Below are 18775 nucleotides of genomic sequence, written 5' to 3'. Positions count from 1 at the left end.
CGCCAACCGATTCGCCCGCCCATCCAACTCCGCAAACGACACCCGCTCCCCACCCGGCCCCACCACCGCCACCGCCCCAGGCGACCGCCCCACCTGCGCCTCGAACAACCCCACCAACGACCCCGACAACACCTCGCCAGCCGTGTCGTTCCACTCCTCCACCACCAGGCGCCGCTCCTCGTCGTCGAGGAGTTCCGCCCCGCTGACGCGGTCCTCGCCGGCGGCGCCCGCCAGCCAGCGCAGCACGCTCAGATACCGCCGCGACACGTCGGCCGCCGCGTCCAGGTCGTGCAGGTCCGGGTTCACATCGACGTTGACCTGCAGTCCCGACCGGTCATAGAGGTCGATCCGGATACCGTTGACGGTCCCGGTCGACAGGTTGTGCGCGGTGATGGCGCAGTCGCCGAAGCGCAGGTCGTAGTCGAACGACATGACGTTCACCAGCAGCCCGCACAGTTCGCCCTCGGCGACCCGCAGGTCGGTGTGCATGTCCTCGTACCGGTAGCGCTGGCGCCGCAGCCCTTCCCTGATCGCCTGGGCGGTCTGCCGGAGCAGGTCGGCGGCAGTGGTGCCGGGGTCGATGGTGAGACGCAGCGGCAGGATGTTCGAGGTCATGCCGGGGATCGCCATCTCCCGCTTGCCGGCGCGGGCGCGTACGGGGATGCCGATGACGACGTCCCGTTCCCCGGTCATCCGGTGCTGGTAGAGGGCCGCCGCGGCGATGGACAGGCCGGCGAGGCTGGTCCGCAGGCGGCGCGCGGCTGTCTTGAGCCCGGCGGCCTCCGAGGGGGCGACGTCGTCGGTGTACCGGAGGGGGGCCTGCTGGGCACGGCGGATCCGGTTCGAGCCGCCGGCCGTCACGATCGGGAGGTCGGCGAGCCGGTCGAGCCAGTATTGGCGGTCCTGCTCGAAGTCGGCGGACTCGCGGTAGGCCCGGTCGGCGTCGAACAGCACCGACACCGGCTCCACGGCCCCGTCCTCGGCCGGACGGCCCTCCAGGTACGCCGTGTACAGCTCCGCGCCCCGGGTCGCGACGAGCACGCCGCCCTGCCCGTCCATGGCGCAGTGGTGGACCGAGCTGTACCAGTAGACGAGGTCGTCGGCGAGCCTGATGAGCGCGGTGGCCGACAGGCTGCCGCCCTCGAGGTTCACGGGCCCGTGGAGGTCGGCGCGCATCCACTCCTCGGCGGCGGCGTGCGGATCGGGCTCGGCACTGACATCGACGACGGGTACGGGGTAGTCGCGCACATCGTGCACGTACTGCAGGGGGACGCCGTCGATCACCCGGAAGCGCAGCCGAAAGGCCTCGACCTCTTCCAGCCGCCGGCGCGCCGCCCGTTCGAGCAGCGCGAGGTCGACTTCACCGCGGATCTCCATGTACTCCGCGATGCGGAAGCTCCAGTTGTCCGGCGCGAATCGCTGGGCGTACCACATGGCGAGCTGGCCGGACATCAGTTCGCGGAGTTCGCCGTGAGCTGCAGCCATTCCGAGCACCCCAATTCGTTCGACACGCCGGCTGGACGGGCGGCCGCGCGCCAAGCCTTCTCCGGCCGGAAATCCGTTCACGTGCGCGCGCACAGCCAAATATCAAGGCGATGCAATTCGGGATTCGCGCGCCGCCCACTATGGCCCGGGGCCGAGCGCGGGATCAACGGCGCCGTTCAACTGCTTCGCCGCCGCAGTTGTACGCCCCCGAGCGGCGCAAAAGGCACGCTTGACGGGCTGAGAAAGGCCCTGACACGGTAAGGCGTCCGGCGGTCGGCCGACCACGGAAAGGAAAAAGAATGTGAGGCACCGGCATGGCGGAAATGTCAGCGCCGCCGCATATCAACCTGGTGGATCCCGCACTCTACTCACACGGTGACCCGTTCGCGCAATGGCGCTGGCTGCGTGAGCACGCGCCGGTCCATTGGCAGCCGCCGACCGAGTTGCCCGGGTTCTGGTCGCTGACGCGCTATGACGACGTGCGCACGGCGTACCGGGACGCGGAGACGTTCAGCTCGGCGCAGGGGATCCTGCTGCGCCCGGCCGAGCACGGCGCGGACCCGGGAGGCGGGCGGACGCTGGCGCTGACCGATCCGCCGCGGCACCGCCGGTTGCGGGCGCTGGTGGACGAGTGGTTCGCGGTCCGCTCGATCCGCGCGCTGGAGCCGGAGATGCGCGACATCACGCGCGGCGTGGTGGACCGGGCGCTCGAACGCGGCAGCGTCGACTTCGTGGCCGATGTCGCGGCCCGGGTCCCCCTGTACGTGATCTGCCAGATGATGGGCGTCCCCGAACCGGACTGGGAGCACCTGTACGAGCTGACCAGCCAGGCGTTCGCCGCCGGCGACCCACTCACCCGCAGGTTCGCCCACCTGGAGATCCTCGGCTACTTCGAGACGCTGCAGGCGGACAAGGCCGCGAACCCGGCCGACGACCTGGTGAGCGTGCTGGCGACGGCGGAGGTGGACGGCGAGCGGCTCAGCCCGGACGACGTCATCCTCAACTGCGACAACCTGCTGGTGGGCGGCACCGAGAACACGCGGATCGCGGCGGCCGGCGGCATGCTCACGTTCCTCGAGCACCCTGACCAGTGGCAGGCGCTCGCCGGCGACGCCGACCTGCTGCCGTCTGCGGTGGAGGAGGTTCTGCGGTGGACGTCCACCGCCACGCACATCATGCGCACCGCGGTACGGCCGGTCGAGATCCACGGCCAGGCCATCGAGCCCGGCGACAAGGTGGTGTTCTGGCTGCCGTCGGCCAACCGCGACGAGCGCGTCTTCGACGACCCGGACGCCTTCGACGTACGGCGGCGCCCGAACCGGCACCTGGCCCTGGGCTTCGGCGAGCATTTCTGTCTCGGCAGCGTCCTGGCCCGGGTGGAGCTGCGCCTGCTGTACGGCGAACTGCTCGACCGGTCGGTACGTATCGAGCCGGACGGCGAACCGAAGCTCCTGGACTCGATCGTGGTCAACGGCCCGGAACGCCTCCCGGTGCTCCTGAAGGCGGACCGCTAGCCCGAATCGCCGGTCCGGTGGGCCGGGGTCAGTCCGACATGGCGACCAGGACGCGGCGGTCGCCTGTGTAGGGGCGGCGGCCATGTCCTACGGCGACGTTGTCGATGACCATGAGGTCGCCCTGCTGCCAGTCGACGTCCACGGCCATCTCCAGCCCGCGGTCGTGGACGTGGATGACGTACTCGTCGGGGATGGGGCTGCCGTTGGCGAACGTGACGGACTGCGGCAGTTCCTCGGGCGGCAGGATCTGGGCCAGCTCGCGGGCGATGTCGTCGCCGAGCGCGGCCGGATGGAAGTGGTCGGCCTGGTTGAACCAGACCGTGGATCCGGTGACCGGATGCTGGATCGAGGCGGGACGAACGGCGCTCACCATGCGCAGCCCGCCGTCGGAGGTCCATTTCCAGTCGAAACGCCCCTCTTCGAGGAACGCCTCCACCTGCGCGCGGTCGTCGGTCTCGAACGTCTGCTTCCAGCTCCGCCCCAGGCCGAACCCGTCGTGCAGGTTCTGCGAGTAGCGGACGCCGCCGGCGAAGGCGTCCCGTACCTTCTCGTCGAGGGACTCCAGCCACAGCGCGCCATCGACGACGGGCGTGGCGCCGCCGGACCCCGGTGTCGTGGCGCAGTAGAACAGCAGCCGGGCGGGCCACTTGTGGCTGTAGGACAGCTCGTTGTGCATCGCGATGGTCTGCTCGCTCGGGTACTCGGTGGAGGTGTAGACGTTGCCGGCGGCGACCTTGGTACGCGGCGACGTACCGTGCGTGTAGGCCAGCCGGTTCGGCAGCAGCAGGTCCATGACCTCGTCGAGCTCGTGCTCGCCCACCTGGAAGCCGCGGAAGACCACGACCTTGGCCTGGGTGAGCACGTCCCCGAAGTCGCCCATCGCCGCCAGCGTGCGGCGCAGCCCGTCCGCGTCGGCCCCGGCGCCGTCGGGTCGGATCTCCATCGGCTTCCAGTCGTTGTACGCGCTCATGGCGAAGACCTCTCTGATCGGCCACATCCGGGGGCGAGTATGCGGGCCCTGCCCCCGGCCGGGCGAGCGCGTTCAAGTGCGGCCCCGCGCCAGTTGGACGGGTGTTCGACGCCCTGACGTGTCCCATGTCATGGTGAAACGCGCTCCCACGCGCGCACTCCCCCGACACACATGAGCAGGAGGCATCGTGCCCACGCCGACCGTCATCGAGAGCGCCCCATGCCGTTCGTGAGCACCAACGGGATCCAGCTCTCCTACCAGCGTTCAGGCAGCGGCGACCCCGTCCTGCTCATCATGGGCTCGAACGCCGCCGGCCACGTCTGGACCATGCACCAGACGCCGGCGCTCAACGCGGCCGGATACGAGACGATCGTGTTCGACAACCGGGGCATCGCGCCGTCGAGCGTGCCACCCGGTGAGTACACACTGGCGGACATGGTGGCCGACACCAGAGGGCTGATCGAAGCGTTGGGGATCGGGCCGTGCCGCGTCGTGGGCACGTCCATGGGCGCAATGATCGCTCAGGAGCTGGCCCTGGAGTCTCCTGAGCTGGTGCGCTCGGCGGTGCTGATCGCCACCCGGTCACGGTCGGACGCGACCAGGCGGGCGTTGTCGCGGGCGGATCGGGCGTTGCGGGAGAGCGGGGTCGAGCTGCCCGCCACGTACCAGGCCATGCGCACGGTCCTCGAGATGTTGTCCCCCGCGACGCTGAACGACGACGATGCCGCCACCGGCTGGCTGGAGATCTTCGAGCTGATGACGGGCGCCGGCCGCGGCTCGGCCGGCCAGCTCGGCGTGGACACGATCGGCGACCGGCGGCCCGCGCTGCGGCGGGTCACCGTGCCGTGCCGGGCCATCGCCTTCGCCGACGACCTGGTGTGCCCGCCGCACCTGGTGGCCGAGGTGGCCGACGCCATCCCGGACTGCGACCTGGTGGAGCTGCCTCGCTGCGGTCACCTGGGCAATCTGGAACGTCCCGACGCGGTGAACACCGCGATCATCGAGTTCCTGGACAAGAACTGAAGCGAGATCCCGGACGACAAGGGCCGAAGCGGGTTCCCGGGCGCGGAGAACCGATCACCCGGCCTGGGCCCTGACGAAGCGGCTCAGGCGGGCGCAGCCCTCCGGGATGAGGGCGCCGGGCAGGTAGCTGACGGACAGCCGGATGGCGTGGTCGCCGCCGCCCTGCGGATAGAAGTACGACATGGGCGTCCAGATGACCCCGTACTCCTCCGCGCAACGGGCCAGGGCGTCGTTGTCGGCGCGGAACGGTACGCGGAGCGTGAGGAAGAAGCCGCCGCTGGGCTCGTTCCAGCTCACGCCGAGCGTCTCGCGGTCGGGGAAGCACGCGGCCAGCTCCCGCAGCGTGGTGCGCATCGCGTCGCCGTAGTAGGCGGCCGTCTCGGTGTTGAGGTCCGACGTACGGCCCCGCGCGGCGAGCAGCATGCCGGCCACGACCGCTTGGCTCACCGGTGAGGTGTTCACCGTCACCATGCTCTTGATCTTGGACAGTTCGTCGGCCAGCAACCCGCCACCCTCGACCGGCTGGTCGGCCACGGCGTAACCGACGCGGGCGCCGGGGAAGAGCGTCTTGGAGAACGAGCCGAGCTGGACGACGCGGCGCTCGCGGTCGAGGGCCTTGAGCGGCGGAAGCTGCGGGCCGGGACTGACCATCCGGTACGGGCTGTCCTCCAGGACCAGGACGTCGTACCGGGCGCACAGGGCGAGCAGTTCCTCGCGGGTGCTCAGAGGCATGGTGACCCCGGACGGGTTGGAGTGGTCGGGCACCACGTAGAAGGCGCGGGGGCGGCGTCCGCGAGCCCGTTCGGCCAGGATGACCGCCTCCAGGTCGGCGCAGCGGAGCCCGTCCGTGTGCTCCTCGACCACGGCCGTGGTGACGTCGAGCAGGCGGGCCGCGCCGGTGATGCCGACGTAGCAGGGGCTGGAGACCAGGAGCACGTCGTCGGGGCCCGCTATGAGGGCACGGACCGCGAGCAGCATCGCCTCCTGGGCGCCGACGGTCACGACGATGGAGCTCGGCGACACGTCGATGCCCTCGTCGGCGCGCAGCGAGGCGGCGACGAGGTCGCGGATCTGGCCGTTGGTAGGGCCGTACTGGAAGAGGGCGGAGCGGACCTGGGCGGGCGTGGCGCCGCTCTCTTCCAGGTGATCGACGTAGCGGCGCAGGTGGGTGAAGACGTCCTCGGTGGCGAAGAAGCCGTCGTGGGGACGGCCGGGGGCGAACGAGATCGCGTCCGGGTAGCGGTGGGTGATCTCGTTGAGGAAGTTCATGGTGTCGAGCAACGGGTCGGCGAGACTGCCGTGCAGGTCCCGCCTGCGCAACGACACCCCGCCCGGCCGCGCCACAGCCTCGGCGACCAGGACAGCCGGTTCTGTAGGGGTGAGCAGTCCGGGGCCGGCGTCGCGGGGTGAGGGGACGCCGGTGAGAAGCATCGCCTCGGCCAGTTCGTCGGTGACGACGCCGAGGACCCCGGCCACGCCGTCGGTCCCGCCCGCGGCCAGCCCGTGCAGCACGGGCCGCCCGACGAGCACGGCGTCGGCGCCGGAGGCGAGGCAGGCCAGGACGTCGGCGCCGCGGCGTACCCCGCCGTCGATCAGCACGGCGCAACTCCCGGATACCGCGCCCGCGATCTCCGGCAGCACGTCGAACGTCGCCGGCGCGCCGTCGAGCTGCCGCCCGCCGTGGTTGGACACGACGACGCCGTCGGCCCCGGCCTCCCGCGCCCGCAGCGCGTCGGAGCCGGTCAGCACGCCCTTGACCAGGACCGGCAAGGAGCTGATCGAGCGCAGCCACCCGACGACGGACCAGTCGAGCGCGGCGTCGAACTCGGCGAGCGCGTGCCCGCCCGGTGAGGAGAAGCCGGTGCCAGTGAGGTTGGCCGGCTCGACGCCGGGCGGCAGCACGAAGCCGTTGCGCAGGTCACGAACCCGGCGGCCCAGTCTGGGGGCGTCGGCGGTGAGCACCAGGGCCTCGAAGCCGGCCCGCTCGGCCCGCTCGACCAGCCGCCGGGTGCTCGTACGGTCGCGGAAGCAGTAGACCTGCAGCCACAGCGGCGCGGTGGCGGCCGCGGCGATGTCCTCGAAGGTGCGGGAGGCGAAGGTGCTCACCACGAACGGCACGCCGGCGCGGGCGGTGGCGACCTCCCCTTCGGGGTGGGCGAGCGTGTGGTACGCCATGGGCGCGACACCCACCGGCGCGCCCCACACCCGGCCGAGAACCTCGGTCTTGGTGTGGGGCAAGCCGAGGCCGGTCAGAACGCGGGGCCGCAGCCGTACGTGCTCGAAGGCCGTGAGGTTGGCGGCCAGCGTGCGCTCGGCGCCGGCGCCGCCCTCGACAAAGTCCCAGACGGCCGGGCCGAGCCGCTCGCGCGCCGCATCGGCGTAGTCCGTGAGGGTGATCATCCGGCGCTCAGGCGGTCGCGCTGGACGGCCTCGTACAGCGCGCGGATGTTGGAGCTGCCGAACCCGCGTGAGCCCAGACGCTGGATGAGCTCGTAGAACAGCGTGTTGCGCTCATACGGGGAGCGGCTGAACAGCTGCAGCAGTTGCCCCCACTCGTCGTGGTCGGCGAGCACCTGCGACTCCTGGAGTTCGGCGATGCCGAACCGGCCCTCCTGGAAGGTGTCGGCGAGCCGCTCGTAGTAGGTGGCGGGCGTGGCCAGGAAGTCCACGCCGCCTTCGCGGCAGTCGCGTACGGCCGCGATGATGTCCTCCACGAGGAAGGCCAGGTGCTGCACGCCGGGCCCGCCGTTGCGTTCGAGGAACGCGTCGAGCTGCCCGCCGTCCTTGCCCGGGTCGGGCGCGACCAGGGTGATCGTGACGCGTTCCGATGAACTGCGCACGACGATGGAGTCCATGGCCTGGCCGCCGGTGTCGACGTACTCGGAGGAGTAGCGGGAGAAGCCGTAGGCGTCGCGGTAGTAGTCGGCGTACTCGCCGAGCCTGCCTCCTTCGACGCAGACGGCCACGTGGTCGAGGAGCTTGATGTGGCCGTCGCCGTTGGCGGAGAGGTCCGGGGTGGGCACCCAGTTGCGGCCGGGGGGCGCCACGTGGGCGGGGGCGTCCACCGGCGGGAGCAGGGTGTGGGTCACGCCGCCGAAGCCGGGCACGACCGTGTTGCCGCGTATGGTCTGGACGGGCCCGGCGGCGGCCGCGGCCGCCGCCGCACTGGTGCGGGCCACGTCGTCGCAGGTGAAGCCGATGTCGGCGATGCCGTCGCCGTGGTCGTCGAGGAACTTACAGATCCCGTGGCCGGAGGTGACGACCATCTGCACCTCGCCCTGGCGCAGCAGCACGGAGCTCCGGTCGACCTCCACGGAGTCGGCGACGCGGGTGAACCCCATGGCTGTGACCAGGTAGTCGACGGCCGAGATCTTATCTTGCGTGAACAGCTCGACGTACGAGATGTCTTGCACAGCCATGGGGATACCTCCTGGGGGAACCGATGGCCACTTCGTCGGGCGATACGGGCTTCGTCAGCCGGCTACCAGCGCCATTCCTGCTGCTTGAACAGGTGCCCGGCCTTGATGTCGCGCTCCGAGCTCCAGGCGAGGAACTCATTGATCTGCTTGATCTGGTACGTGTCCTCGTTGTATGTGGTGGCCATGACGTGGCCGAGCCAGTCCTCCTCGCCCATGGCGTAGATGTAGCCCTCCTTGGCGCCCAGCTCCGTCATGATCGCCGCGGCCTGCTCGGCGTTCGAGCCCGACAGTTTGCGGGAGTTGCTCATCTTCTTGGGGATCGGAATGGTGAGCAGCGCCTGGTAGAGCCAGGACAGCGGGGCGCCGTCGCACTCCATGCCCAGGAAGGCGTAGTCAGCCGTGCCGAGATGGCCCTTGATGTAGCGGTACAGGGTGGGGTCGATGCCGGAGGAGTCGGCGCCGATGAAGACATTCTTGCCAGCCAGTTCAGCCCAGTACGTGGACTTGGCGCGGATGTCCAGGTCGCAGTGCTCGCCGAGGAACGGCGTGGCGGTCACCTTGCCGCCGGGGAAGGGGATCTCGTCGAAGTCGTCGACCTCGATCACCGGGAAGCCCTGGTGGCTCAGCATCAGCCCTATCGACGGGTCGCACAGGTTGCCGCGCGAGGAGCGCGGGACGACGACGGCGCCGACGCGGCCGCGGAGCTGGAGCAGGGTCTCCAGGACGATGTGGTCCTGGTGCCCGTGCGTGATGAGCACGAGGTCGATGTAGTCGGGCAGGTCGTCGAGCGTGTACCGGTCGCCGGCGGTGCTGTCAGCGCTGATGAACGGGTCGGTCACGATGGCGGCCTCGGGCGTCTGGAGCACCAGGCAGGCGTGCCCGAAGTAGCGGATCCGGCCGCCGCCCTCGATGTGCCGGTCGGGCGCCAGGCTGGGGCGGTCGCTGAGCATGGCGGACAGCTGGACCGCCTGGGCGTCGTCGAGCTCCAGCGCCTCGCGCAGGTGACGCAGGGTGGTCGGGCGTACCCGGGTCTTGAACAGCTCCTCCAGGCCGGGGTGGCGGAAGGGGATGCCCAGCTCCAGGACGTCCGGCGAGGGCAGCCGCGGGGTGCTGAGGATGAAGGGGCGCTCGATGCCGGTCTCGAAGGACAGCTGCACCGACTGGCGGGCCTCGGCGTAGACGTCGCTCTTGTAGACGAGCGGCTCCATGAAGCGCAGTTGCGCCTGGTTGTCAGTGTCGTAGGCCAGCTCGACCAGGCCACCGAGCTCGGCGGGCAGCTTCGGGTAGAGCGGCGTCAGGTCGAAACCGGTGGCGCTGGCCCGCAGGATCTCCTGCCCGGCCGCGATCGCGTCGGCGAAGCGCAGCATGGCGGCGCGCTCGCGCCTGATGGTGTCCAGCAGGTCGCGTACCTCGTCGGCGCGCGACTCGGGGATGTTGACGAAGTAGCCGCCGCGCAGCTCCGGGTTGTTGCTGGCCGCCACGTGGACCTGCGGCGACTGCAGGTACGACTCCAGCAACGGCACCTGGAGCCGGGCGAGGTTCATCGCCGCCTGCACCGGCGCGATCGTGTGCGGCCAGGCGAAGAACCTGTCCACTAGTGGTTCGACGATGACCTTCGACCGCAGAAACAACTGCTCATCAGCCATCTGCGCGCTCCCCTCGAGGTGAACTGACAACAGGAACCGGCCCGGGGCACACGGGTTATTGCGCATGGCACTGCGGCGGACCGTGAAGAAATGGACGACTACCGGGTGACCGGGTCCGCACTTGAGGGGCCGGCGAAGGGAAGAATGACCCGGCGGGACATTCGGCGGCAAGGTGCCGGCCCGTTGAACACTTTTGTTCAAGTGTGGCGGCGCGGCAGTTGAACACGGCGGGGCGAAATATTAAGGACGTCATTCCGTACGCGTTTTCCGCAAGGCCCGTGCACGGTGGATCATGGCGGCGTCGAACGTCTATGGTCCGGGATCGACCGGGCGCTCGAAGCCCGCTTCGTCGGACGAGATGGGCGCTGCCGTTATGCATTCGGCTTTGGTGATCGGTACGGGGCTGGTGGGCACCTCGGTGGCGCTGGCGCTGCGCGCGCACGCCGTGACCGTGCACCTGCGGGATGCGGACCCGGAGGCGGTACGGACGGCGGCGTCGCTCGGCGCCGGGACCGCCCGGCCGCCGTCGGAGGCGGTGGACCTGGCGGTCGTGGCGGTGCCGCCGCCCCACGTCGCCAGGGTGCTGGCCGGGCTGCAGGCGGAGGGCGTGGCCGCGCACCACACGGACGTGGCCAGCGTCAAGGCGGAGGCGCAGCGGGAGGCCGTCGCCCTGGGCTGCGACACCTCGTCGTACATCGGCGGCCATCCGATGGCGGGCGCGGCGCACAGCGGCCCGCTCAAGGCCAGGGCCGACCTGTTCGAGGGCCGGATGTGGGCGCTCACGCCGACGCCCGACACCGGCACCGAGACGCTCAACACGGCGCTGGAGCTGGTGGCGTTGTGCGACGCGGTGCCGGTGGTCATGGAGGCCGTCGCGCACGACCGGGCGGTGGCGCTGGTATCGCACGCGCCGCACGTCGTGGCGAGCCTGGTCGCCCAGCGCCTGGAGCACGCGGGGGAACGCGAGGTGAGCCTGGCCGGTCCCGGCCTGCGGGACCTGACCCGCATCGCGGAGGCCGACCCGGGGCTCTGGATGGACATCCTGGGCGCCAACGCCAGGGTCGTGGCCGACCTGCTCGAGGAGCTGGGCACCGACCTGGGGCGGATGGTGACGGCCCTGCGCGGGCTCGCCGGCGACGGCCGGGAACGCGCAGATGGGCTGGCCGTCGTCGAGGACGTGCTGCGCAGGGGCCGTACGGGCCGCGCCCGCATCTCCGGCAAGCACGACACCCGGCCGGAGCGCTTCGAGACGGTCACCGCCGTCATCGGGGACCAGCCGGGCGAGCTGGCCCGCCTGTTCGCCGACGCCGACCAGGCGGGGGTCAACATCGAGGACGTCCGCATCGAGCACGCCACCGGGCAGCCCGCGGGGCTCGTCCAGATCAGCGTCCTGCCCGGCCTGGCGGCGACGCTGCGCAAGGCGCTGCACAACCAGGGCTGGCGGCAGCGCTGACCGCCCAGATCCGAGGGAAGCGTACGTGCATGGTCCTGCCCGGCGGCTGCTGCTCGCGCCCGTCACCATCACCGCCACCAAGCCCCTGCTGCCCACGCACGTCAAGGGCTTCCTCTGGGTGGACACGCTCTTCCGGGGCACGCGGCTGGTACGCGACCTGGAGTACTACTGGAACCCGCGCGCCGCGAACCTGACGGGGCAGACCATCCAGTTCTGGGACTACCTGGATCGCCGCCATCCGGAGCTCGACTTCGCCGCGCTGTCCCCCGACGACCTCGGCCACCTGTACGTACGCTGCCACGCCTCGGGCGACATCCGCCCCATGGACCGCCTGCGCCACTACACCGAGCGCGTCGAGCGGGAGGGCTGGGTCCACCCGGCCACGCGGGCGGCCACCTGCGACTGGAAGCGGCAGCTCGACCTGCTCGGCGTGCACGACCCCGGCCTGAGCGCGGACCGGCCAACCGTGGCCTCGATCGACGAGACCGTCGAACTGCTGGCGCGGCGGCACCTGTGCGTGGACCACCGCCGCCACGGCGGGCCCGCGTACCTGGACGGGACCCGCTGGGGCATGCCGCTGCGCCCGGTGATCGGCGTGGACGCGCACGCCAACTACCTGCTGGTGATCCTGCGGGACCTGATCCCCCGCCTGGCCACGGGCGACGAGGTGCTGCTCGTCTACGACGAGGACCTGGCCCACGACTACGCGCTGCTGGCGCGGGTGCTGGCCGAGCTGGGCGCCCGGCCGTCGCGGCTGCCGCTGGGGCGGGTGCCGATCGGTGGCGTCGTACGCTCCAGCCGGCACGGCGGATGGGACGGCCACTCTCTGGGCCGGCTCGCCGAGTTGTGCCTGCGGGAGTTCGACCCGGCCGTCTACCGCCTCGGGATGCGCCTGTACTTCATCGCGATGCTCAAGCGCACCGCCTCCGAGCCGTTCCGCCCGGACCTGCTGCGCCGAGCCCTGTCGCGGGCCGGCCGGATGCTGGGCGAGGCGGGTGAGGCCGGTGATACGGGCGATCTGCCCGCGTACCTGCGGGGGTTCGCCACACCCGCCGGGTGGGTGGATCCGTACCGCCTGACCGACGGCCTGTTCGCGCGGCGCGCGCCAGCCGCCCTGCTCGACCACGTGTACCTGTGACGCTCACCGACCACCGACCACCGATGACCGACAGTCCACGACCGGGAGGGCCATGACCACCGACCGTACCTTCGCCTCCGCCGCCGAACGTGCCGAGGCGTACCGGCGGCGGGTGTTGCTGGAGAGCGGCAAGGCCCTGGCCTCGCTGGACGACCCGCGCGCCGCCCAGGCCGCGGTGCTGGCCGAGATCCTCGCCACGAATGGGGACACCGCCTTCGGCCGGGAGCACGGCCTTGCCGGGGTGCGGGGCGCGGCCAGGTACCGGCGGGCGACGCCGATCCGCGGGCACGAGGAGTTCCGGCCGTGGCTGGAGCGGGTGCACGCCGGGGAGCGCGGGGTGCTGACGAGCGAGGAGCCCACGGCGTTCTTCGCCAGCAGCGGCACGACGGGCGGGGAGAAGAGCATCCCGGTGACGGCCGGGTTCCTGCGCCGCTGCTTCCTGCCGTTCTACTTCGCGGGCTTCGCGCAGCTCGTACGGCACCATCCCGATCTGCCCACCCGCGATGACGCCGTGCTCAACCTGTGGCAGGACCCTCATTCACCGGCGGCCGCGACGCTCGGCGGCCGGCCGCACATCGGCCCCAGCCAGCTCGACTTCGCCAAGGCGGGCGAGGACCTCGCCGTCGGACTCGGTAACCGGGCGCCCTGGAGCCGCCTGCCGGACGAGCTGGCCGACGCCGGCCCGTGGGAACGCTGCTACCTGCGGCTCCGGATGGCCGCCGAGCACGACGTACGGGGGATCATCGCGGTCAACCCGGCGATCGCGGCCGCGCTGCCGCACCAGCTCGCCCACTGGTGGCCCCGCATGGTGCGGGAGATCAGGGACGGGACGGTGGGCGGCCTGGCGATCCGGCCACCTGACCCCGGCCGGGCGGCCGACCTGGAGCGGGCCGCCGCCCGGCGCGGCACGCTGCGCCCCGCCGACGTGTGGCCGCGCCTGGAACTCCTCCTGACCTGGAACACCTACGTGTCCAGGTTGTATCTGCCGGGCCTGCGCGAGGAGTACGGCGCCGACCTGCACATCCGTCCCGCGCCGATCGGGTCGTCGGAGGGGCCGCTGGCCGTTCCCCTGTCCGGCCGCGCGTCGGGCGGGGCGCTGATGGTGTCCGGCTGCCTGTACGAGTTCATCCCGGCCGACGAGCGGATCGAGCCGTGGAGCGACACCCTGGAGCCGCACGAGCTGCAGAAAGGCCAGGAGTACCACGTGGTGGTGTCGCATGTCGGCGGCCTTTACCGGTGCGCGGTGCGCGACATCGTGAAGGTGGTGGGGTTCGTCGGGGCGACGCCGGTGGTGGAGTACTCGTGCCGCGACGGCCTGGTCTCCGTGGCGGGCGAACGGGTCCGCGAGTCGCACGTACTGCGGGCGGTGGCGGCGGCCGGCGAGGCGACCGGCCTGGCCGTCCGCCAGGTGATGTACCGGGCCGGCACCGATACGTCCCGCCACGAGGCAGCCGTCGCCTTCGCCACCCCGCCGCCGCGAACGCGGGCCTTCACCGCCGCGCTCGACGAGGAACTGTGCCGTGAGGCGCCCGGGTACGCCGCTGCCCGCCGGCCGGGCACCCTGGCCGAGCCGCTGGTGCACGCGGTGCCGGTGGAGGCGTTCTGGCGGGAGTGGCGGCGCCGGGTGGAGGACGGCGAGCGGCCCACCAGGGTCAAGGACCGGGTGTTCAGGGACGATCCGGGCGCGTGGACACGTGTCCTCTCAGGTACGGAGACAGAGCGTTGACCGACACCGTCGAGCCCTCGCTGCGGGAGACGTCGTACCCCAGCCTGCCCGGCCGCGGCCAGTACACCGAGCAGGCCCGGCAGGACCTGCTCGCCTGGCTGCGGACGACCACGAACGCCTCACTGCGCTCCCTGGAGCAGTCGACCATCGACCCGCGCTCGCTGCCGGGCAACCTGGAGAACTTCGTCGGCGTCGTGGACATCCCCGTCGGCCTGGCCGGGCCGATGTTGTTCACCGGCCGCCACGCGCAGGGCATGGTGACGGCGCCGCTGGCCACCACCGAGGGCGCCCTGGTCGCCTCGGTCGCGCGCGGCGCCAAGGCGATCACGCTGGCGGGCGGGGTGACGAGCCAGGTCATCGCGCAGCGGATGACGCGGGCGCCCCTTTTCGAGTTCGCGGGGCTGGGGGCGGCGGCCGAGTTCGCCCGCTGGATCGTGACGTGCAAGGACGAGCTGGACCGGCGGGTGGCGGAGGTGTCGGCGCACTCGCGGCTGACGGCGGTCGATCCGGTACAGCTCGGCAGGGCCGTACACGTGCGGTTCGTGTACGAGACCGCCGACGCGGGCGGCCAGAACATGACCACCGCCGCCACCTGGCGGGCCTGCCGGTGGATCAACGACCGGCTGGCCACCATGCCGGGGCTCGCGCCGACCTGGTTCGCGATCGAGGCGAACCTGAGCGGCGACAAGAAGTTCACCCACCTGAACATGATCTCCGGGCGCGGCACCCGGGTCGCGGCCGAATGCGTACTGGACCGCACGACCGTGCGCCGCGTGCTCAAAAGCACGCCGGACGCGATCGACCGGCTCTACCGGCACAGCGTGCTCGCCGGCCAGCAGGCCGGCATGGCGGGACACGACATCGACGCGGCGAACGTCATCGCGGCCATCTTCGTCGCGACCGGGCAGGACATCGCCAGCGTGTACGAGTCCGGCACCGGCCTGTTCTCCGTGGACGTGTCCGAGGGCGACATACGGGCCACGCTCGTCCTGCCGAGCCTTGTCACCGGGGTGGTCGGGGGCGGCACCAGGCTGGTGCGTCAGAGCGACTACCTGGACGTGCTCGGCTGCCGGGGCGAAGGCCACGCCGCCCGCTTCGCGGAGATCATCTGCGGGTTCGCCCTCGCGCTCAACCTGTCCACGATGGCGGCCGTGGCCGGGGGCCAGTTCGCCGACGCGCACGAACGGCTCGGCCGCGGCCGGCGGGTGAACTGGCTCAGCCGCGACGACCTCGGCGCCCCCATGCTGCGGCCCATGCTGGCCCAGGCCATGGACGCGCCCGGCTTGGAGGTCACCGGTGTCACCTGGATCGACCACACGCCGGGATCGAGCCTCATCACCGAGCTCACCGCCCGCGCCGACCGCCGCAAGACCACGGGCATCTTCCCCGTCCGCGTGGCCTGGCGGCGGGACGACGGTGACGGGTTGACGGACCTGCTGCTCAAGGTCAAACCCCTCGACCAGGAAGTGATCATCGAGGCCGCCAAGCTCGCCTCGCTGTGCGGGGGTCAGGTGGCCGACTTGTACCCGCGCTGGCGCGACTGGACGGGCTTCACCGGCCTCCACACCCGTGAGCTCGCCGTGTACCGCCACGCGGAGCCGGCGTTGCGGGCGGTGCTGCCGCGTACGTACGGGGTGCACGAGGACGCGGGGCGGGAGGCTTACGTCATCGCCATGGAACGCCTCGGGCCCGGCGTACTGCACCTGGACAGCGCCGACACCCCGGAACAGTGGCGCCCGGAGCACCTGGCCGCGGCCGTACGCGGGATCGCGGGCGTGCACACGGCCTTCCTCGGCCGCCACGACGAACTGCGCGCCTGGCTGGGACCGGTGCAGAGCGCGGAGCGGATGACGGCCATGCGGGAGTTGTGGGGCGCGTTGCTGGAGCACGCCGCGACCGAGTACCCGGAGCTGGTGGACGCCGCCTCGGCCCGCCGGCTCCGCCGGATCGTCGAGGAGATCCCGCGGTGGTGGGGGCGGCTGGAGTCAATGCCCCGCACCCTGGTCCACAACGACTTCAACCCCCGCAACATCGCCCTACGCTCCCCCACCCCTCACTCGCCCGCCCCTCACTCGCCGGTCACGAGCTCAGCCCCACCCGCCGACGACTTGGGCCCGTACCCCCCGCCAGACGCGACATCAGCCCCCTTCGCCCGGGAACAGCCGGACGCGGCCCTGCACTCATCCGCCCCTCGCCTGGTCGCCTACGACTGGGAGCTGGCGACGTTGCACGTCCCGCAGCGGGACCTGGCGGAGCTGCTGGCCTTCGTGCTGCCGCCGGACGTCGGCGAGTCGCGGGTCACGGAGTTCCTCGACCTGCACCGGCAGGCCGTGGGCCATCTGGGCAAGCCGGAGGAGTGGCGCGAGGGTTACCGCCTGGCGCTGTGGGACTTCGCGGTGACGAGGCTGCTCGTGTACGTCATGGTGCACACCCAACGAGAGCTGCCGTTCCTGGGCCGTGTCATGGCCACGACACTGCGCCTGATCGCCATCGAGGACGCCACGATGGAGTGCCCCGATGCCTGACCCCGTACGAACCGCGCCACCGGCCGACCCGAACACCGCCCGCCCGGCGCCGGACGCGACGCCCGCCGCACCGGTACGGGTGGCGCTGCTCGGCATCGACGGGTCCGGTAAGAGCACATGTGCCCGCCTGCTCGCCCGGCGCTCCCCCGCGGTCCGCCCCCATGTCGTCCTGTCGTGCCTGCGCCCCCACGAAAATCCTGGCGGCCCCCTCAGGGAGTTGTCCCGGCACCTCGACATCCTGTCCACGGAGGCCGACCGCCTCGGCAGTCCCGACCTGAAGCTCGCCATCCTCTACCTGCAGATGTGCACGTACAGCGTGGCGGAGCGCTTCTTCACCGGCCAGCAGACCGGAGCGATCATCACCGAGCGGCACCCACTCATCGACACGCTCACCTACCTGCCGCTCTACCGCCGAGCCATCGGCGCGGTCATCGAACCGGGCCGCCCTGCCGTCCTGCGACAACAGCTCACGCGCATGCCCGCCCTTTCCGTCCAGGCGGCCCTCGCGTGGTGCCAGACCCTCGCCCGCCGTCGGGGAGGACGGGCACCGCGACTCGACACCCTGGGCGAAGAGCTGATCGGCCTGCTCACTCTGCCCCCTGAGGCCATGGTGACCGAGTTCGCCACCCGTTTCGCGGTGACACCGCCCGACGTGGCGATCCTGCTCGACATCGACGTCGCCGAGGCCACCCGCCGGTTGAGAACCCGCGACCGCCGCCCGGAACCCCACGAACGCGCCGACCTGCTCCCCTTGATCTGGGACGGCTACGACAATGCCCTCCAGACCTTCACCTCGGTGCGCGTACACCGTGTCCGCGCCGACCACCGCCCACCCCACGACATCGCCGCCGAAGTAGCCCAACTCGCCGGCATATGACCCCGGAACCACCCCATGCCCCTCACCGGCCCATATGCCCGAAGCCGCCCCCCGCTCCAGAAGGCCGGCCCATGACACCCTCGGCTTCATCGGACGCTCTCGAGCAGCAGACCTTGCGCGCTCACCTCGAAGCGAGACTCGCCCGCGTCCGCGATGCCCAGCCCACCGGCCTGCACACGACGCGGGACATCGGCGTGATCGCGGTCCTGCGCGCGTTCGACCCCGCCACGTTCGCTGCCGCCGCGTACCACTTCGCCACCGCCCTCCCCGATTCGCAGAGCCGCCCCTGGTACGCCGCCTTCACCCGCACGATCTTCCTCGCCGGCGACCCTCGCAACCTGGCCGATCGTCACCCCTTCGACCACGTCTCCCCCGACGGCTCCATCGCCTGGTACGCGCCCGCCCCGCTGACGTCCCGCGAAGGACTCCGCCGTCTGCTGCGCCCGCTCCGCGGCCCCCGCGGCCTCACCGCCCCCCTCACCCAGGAGATCCCTCTGGGGAACGGGAACACCATGGCCCGCCTCGACGTCCCCGTCACCGGGCTGTCACTCGAGGACTACCTGGTCCACGTCAACCACGTGATCGCGGAAGCGACCTTGGACGGCCTCCTCACCGGCCTCGGCCACCTACTCCTCCACCACCTCCCTGCCCCACCGCCCCCCGCCGCCAACGCCCGGATACGCGTCGTATCGGACCCCGGCTCGCCGACCCGCCTGCGTGCCCACGCCTACCTCACCCTCTGACGTCCGCCCTCACGCTTTGACCCCGCGCAGCCCTGGACAGCACCGCACAACCCTGGGCAGCACATCGTCCTGGCCGTCGGGGGGCCGGTCGGTCTACTGCCGGCGGGCTTGCTCATCGCGCTCCTGCAGGCTCACGTGCATGACGACCGAGCTCATGACGTAGTCGGACAGGCTGAACGCGCGTCTGGGGCGTCTTCGGCTGGTTCTTCTCTCCCATCCAGCAGCACCGCCTGGTCGAGCTGGAGAAGGGCCCCAC

13 protein-coding genes are annotated in these 18775 nt (G+C 71.5%); 8 read left to right on the top strand and 5 right to left on the bottom strand.

Annotation, left to right across the window (positions count from 1 at the left end):
• The coding region (locus KLK06_RS37640) for a condensation domain-containing protein (RefSeq protein WP_250906611.1) at positions 1 to 1485 on the bottom strand (1485 nt) is incomplete at its 3' end.
• 314 nt (positions 1486 to 1799) lie between these two features.
• Here KLK06_RS37640 and KLK06_RS37635 point away from each other — a divergent pair.
• Complete coding sequence (locus KLK06_RS37635) at positions 1800 to 2999, top strand: cytochrome P450 (RefSeq protein ID WP_214640409.1); 1200 nt, start codon at positions 1800 to 1802, stop codon at positions 2997 to 2999.
• Positions 3000 to 3027: 28 nt separating this feature from the next.
• Here the strand turns inward: KLK06_RS37635 and KLK06_RS37630 are convergent, their stop codons facing one another.
• Entirely contained in the window at positions 3028 to 3996 is a 969-nt protein-coding gene (locus KLK06_RS37630) for a TauD/TfdA family dioxygenase (RefSeq protein ID WP_214640408.1), read from the bottom strand.
• 201 nt (positions 3997 to 4197) lie between these two features.
• On the opposite strand from KLK06_RS37630, the gene KLK06_RS37625 reads away from it, so the two are divergent.
• Complete coding sequence (locus tag KLK06_RS37625) at positions 4198 to 4992, top strand: alpha/beta fold hydrolase (protein ID WP_214640407.1); 795 nt, start codon at positions 4198 to 4200, stop codon at positions 4990 to 4992.
• 54 nt (positions 4993 to 5046) lie between these two features.
• Here KLK06_RS37625 and KLK06_RS37620 read toward each other — a convergent pair whose 3' ends face one another.
• The 3 genes from KLK06_RS37620 to KLK06_RS37610 form a co-directional block, all read right to left on the bottom strand.
• Positions 5047 to 7392: an aminotransferase class I/II-fold pyridoxal phosphate-dependent enzyme gene (locus tag KLK06_RS37620; RefSeq protein WP_214640406.1), complete on the bottom strand. Its 2346-nt coding sequence runs from the start codon at positions 7390 to 7392 to the stop codon at positions 5047 to 5049.
• Positions 7389 to 8411 (bottom strand): 4-hydroxyphenylpyruvate dioxygenase, encoded by a 1023-nt coding sequence (gene hppD, locus KLK06_RS37615; RefSeq protein WP_214640405.1) that lies wholly within the window; start codon positions 8409 to 8411, stop codon positions 7389 to 7391. Before hppD ends, KLK06_RS37620 begins: the two co-directional genes overlap by 4 nt.
• A 62-nt stretch (positions 8412 to 8473) precedes the next feature.
• Positions 8474 to 10057 (bottom strand): MBL fold metallo-hydrolase, encoded by a 1584-nt coding sequence (locus KLK06_RS37610; RefSeq protein WP_214640404.1) that lies wholly within the window; start codon positions 10055 to 10057, stop codon positions 8474 to 8476.
• A gap of 292 nt (positions 10058 to 10349) precedes the next feature.
• On the opposite strand from KLK06_RS37610, the gene KLK06_RS37605 reads away from it, so the two are divergent.
• The 6 genes from KLK06_RS37605 (at position 10350) to KLK06_RS37580 (ending at position 18519) form a co-directional block, all read left to right on the top strand.
• Entirely contained in the window at positions 10350 to 11510 is a 1161-nt protein-coding gene (locus KLK06_RS37605; protein ID WP_308168623.1) for a prephenate dehydrogenase, read from the top strand.
• 25 nt (positions 11511 to 11535) lie between these two features.
• Positions 11536 to 12648, top strand: coding sequence for a hypothetical protein (locus tag KLK06_RS37600; protein WP_214640402.1), 1113 nt, complete (start codon positions 11536 to 11538; stop codon positions 12646 to 12648).
• A 52-nt stretch (positions 12649 to 12700) separates the two neighbouring features.
• The gene (locus KLK06_RS37595) at positions 12701 to 14374 is read left to right on the top strand and encodes a GH3 auxin-responsive promoter family protein (RefSeq protein ID WP_214640401.1); all 1674 of its coding nucleotides are present in this window, start codon (positions 12701 to 12703) and stop codon (positions 14372 to 14374) included.
• A complete protein-coding gene (locus tag KLK06_RS37590; protein ID WP_214640400.1) occupies positions 14371 to 16899 on the top strand; it encodes a phosphotransferase in 2529 nt (842 codons plus the stop codon). Before KLK06_RS37595 ends, KLK06_RS37590 begins: the two co-directional genes overlap by 4 nt.
• Positions 16892 to 17776 (top strand): hypothetical protein, encoded by an 885-nt coding sequence (locus tag KLK06_RS37585; protein WP_214640399.1) that lies wholly within the window; start codon positions 16892 to 16894, stop codon positions 17774 to 17776. The genes KLK06_RS37590 and KLK06_RS37585 overlap by 8 nt, the downstream gene beginning before the upstream one ends.
• A gap of 113 nt (positions 17777 to 17889) precedes the next feature.
• Positions 17890 to 18519 carry a DUF6182 family protein gene (locus KLK06_RS37580; protein ID WP_214640398.1) on the top strand — a complete coding sequence of 210 codons (630 nt, stop codon included), beginning with the start codon at positions 17890 to 17892 and terminating at the stop codon, positions 18517 to 18519.
• Positions 18520 to 18775: the final 256 nt, after the last annotated feature.

The organism is Nonomuraea sp. NEAU-A123 (assembly GCF_018603905.1).
Classification (GTDB): domain Bacteria; phylum Actinomycetota; class Actinomycetes; order Streptosporangiales; family Streptosporangiaceae; genus Nonomuraea.
The sequence above is the reverse complement of the archived record's forward strand: the minus strand, read 5'-3'. Positions and strand labels throughout refer to the sequence as shown.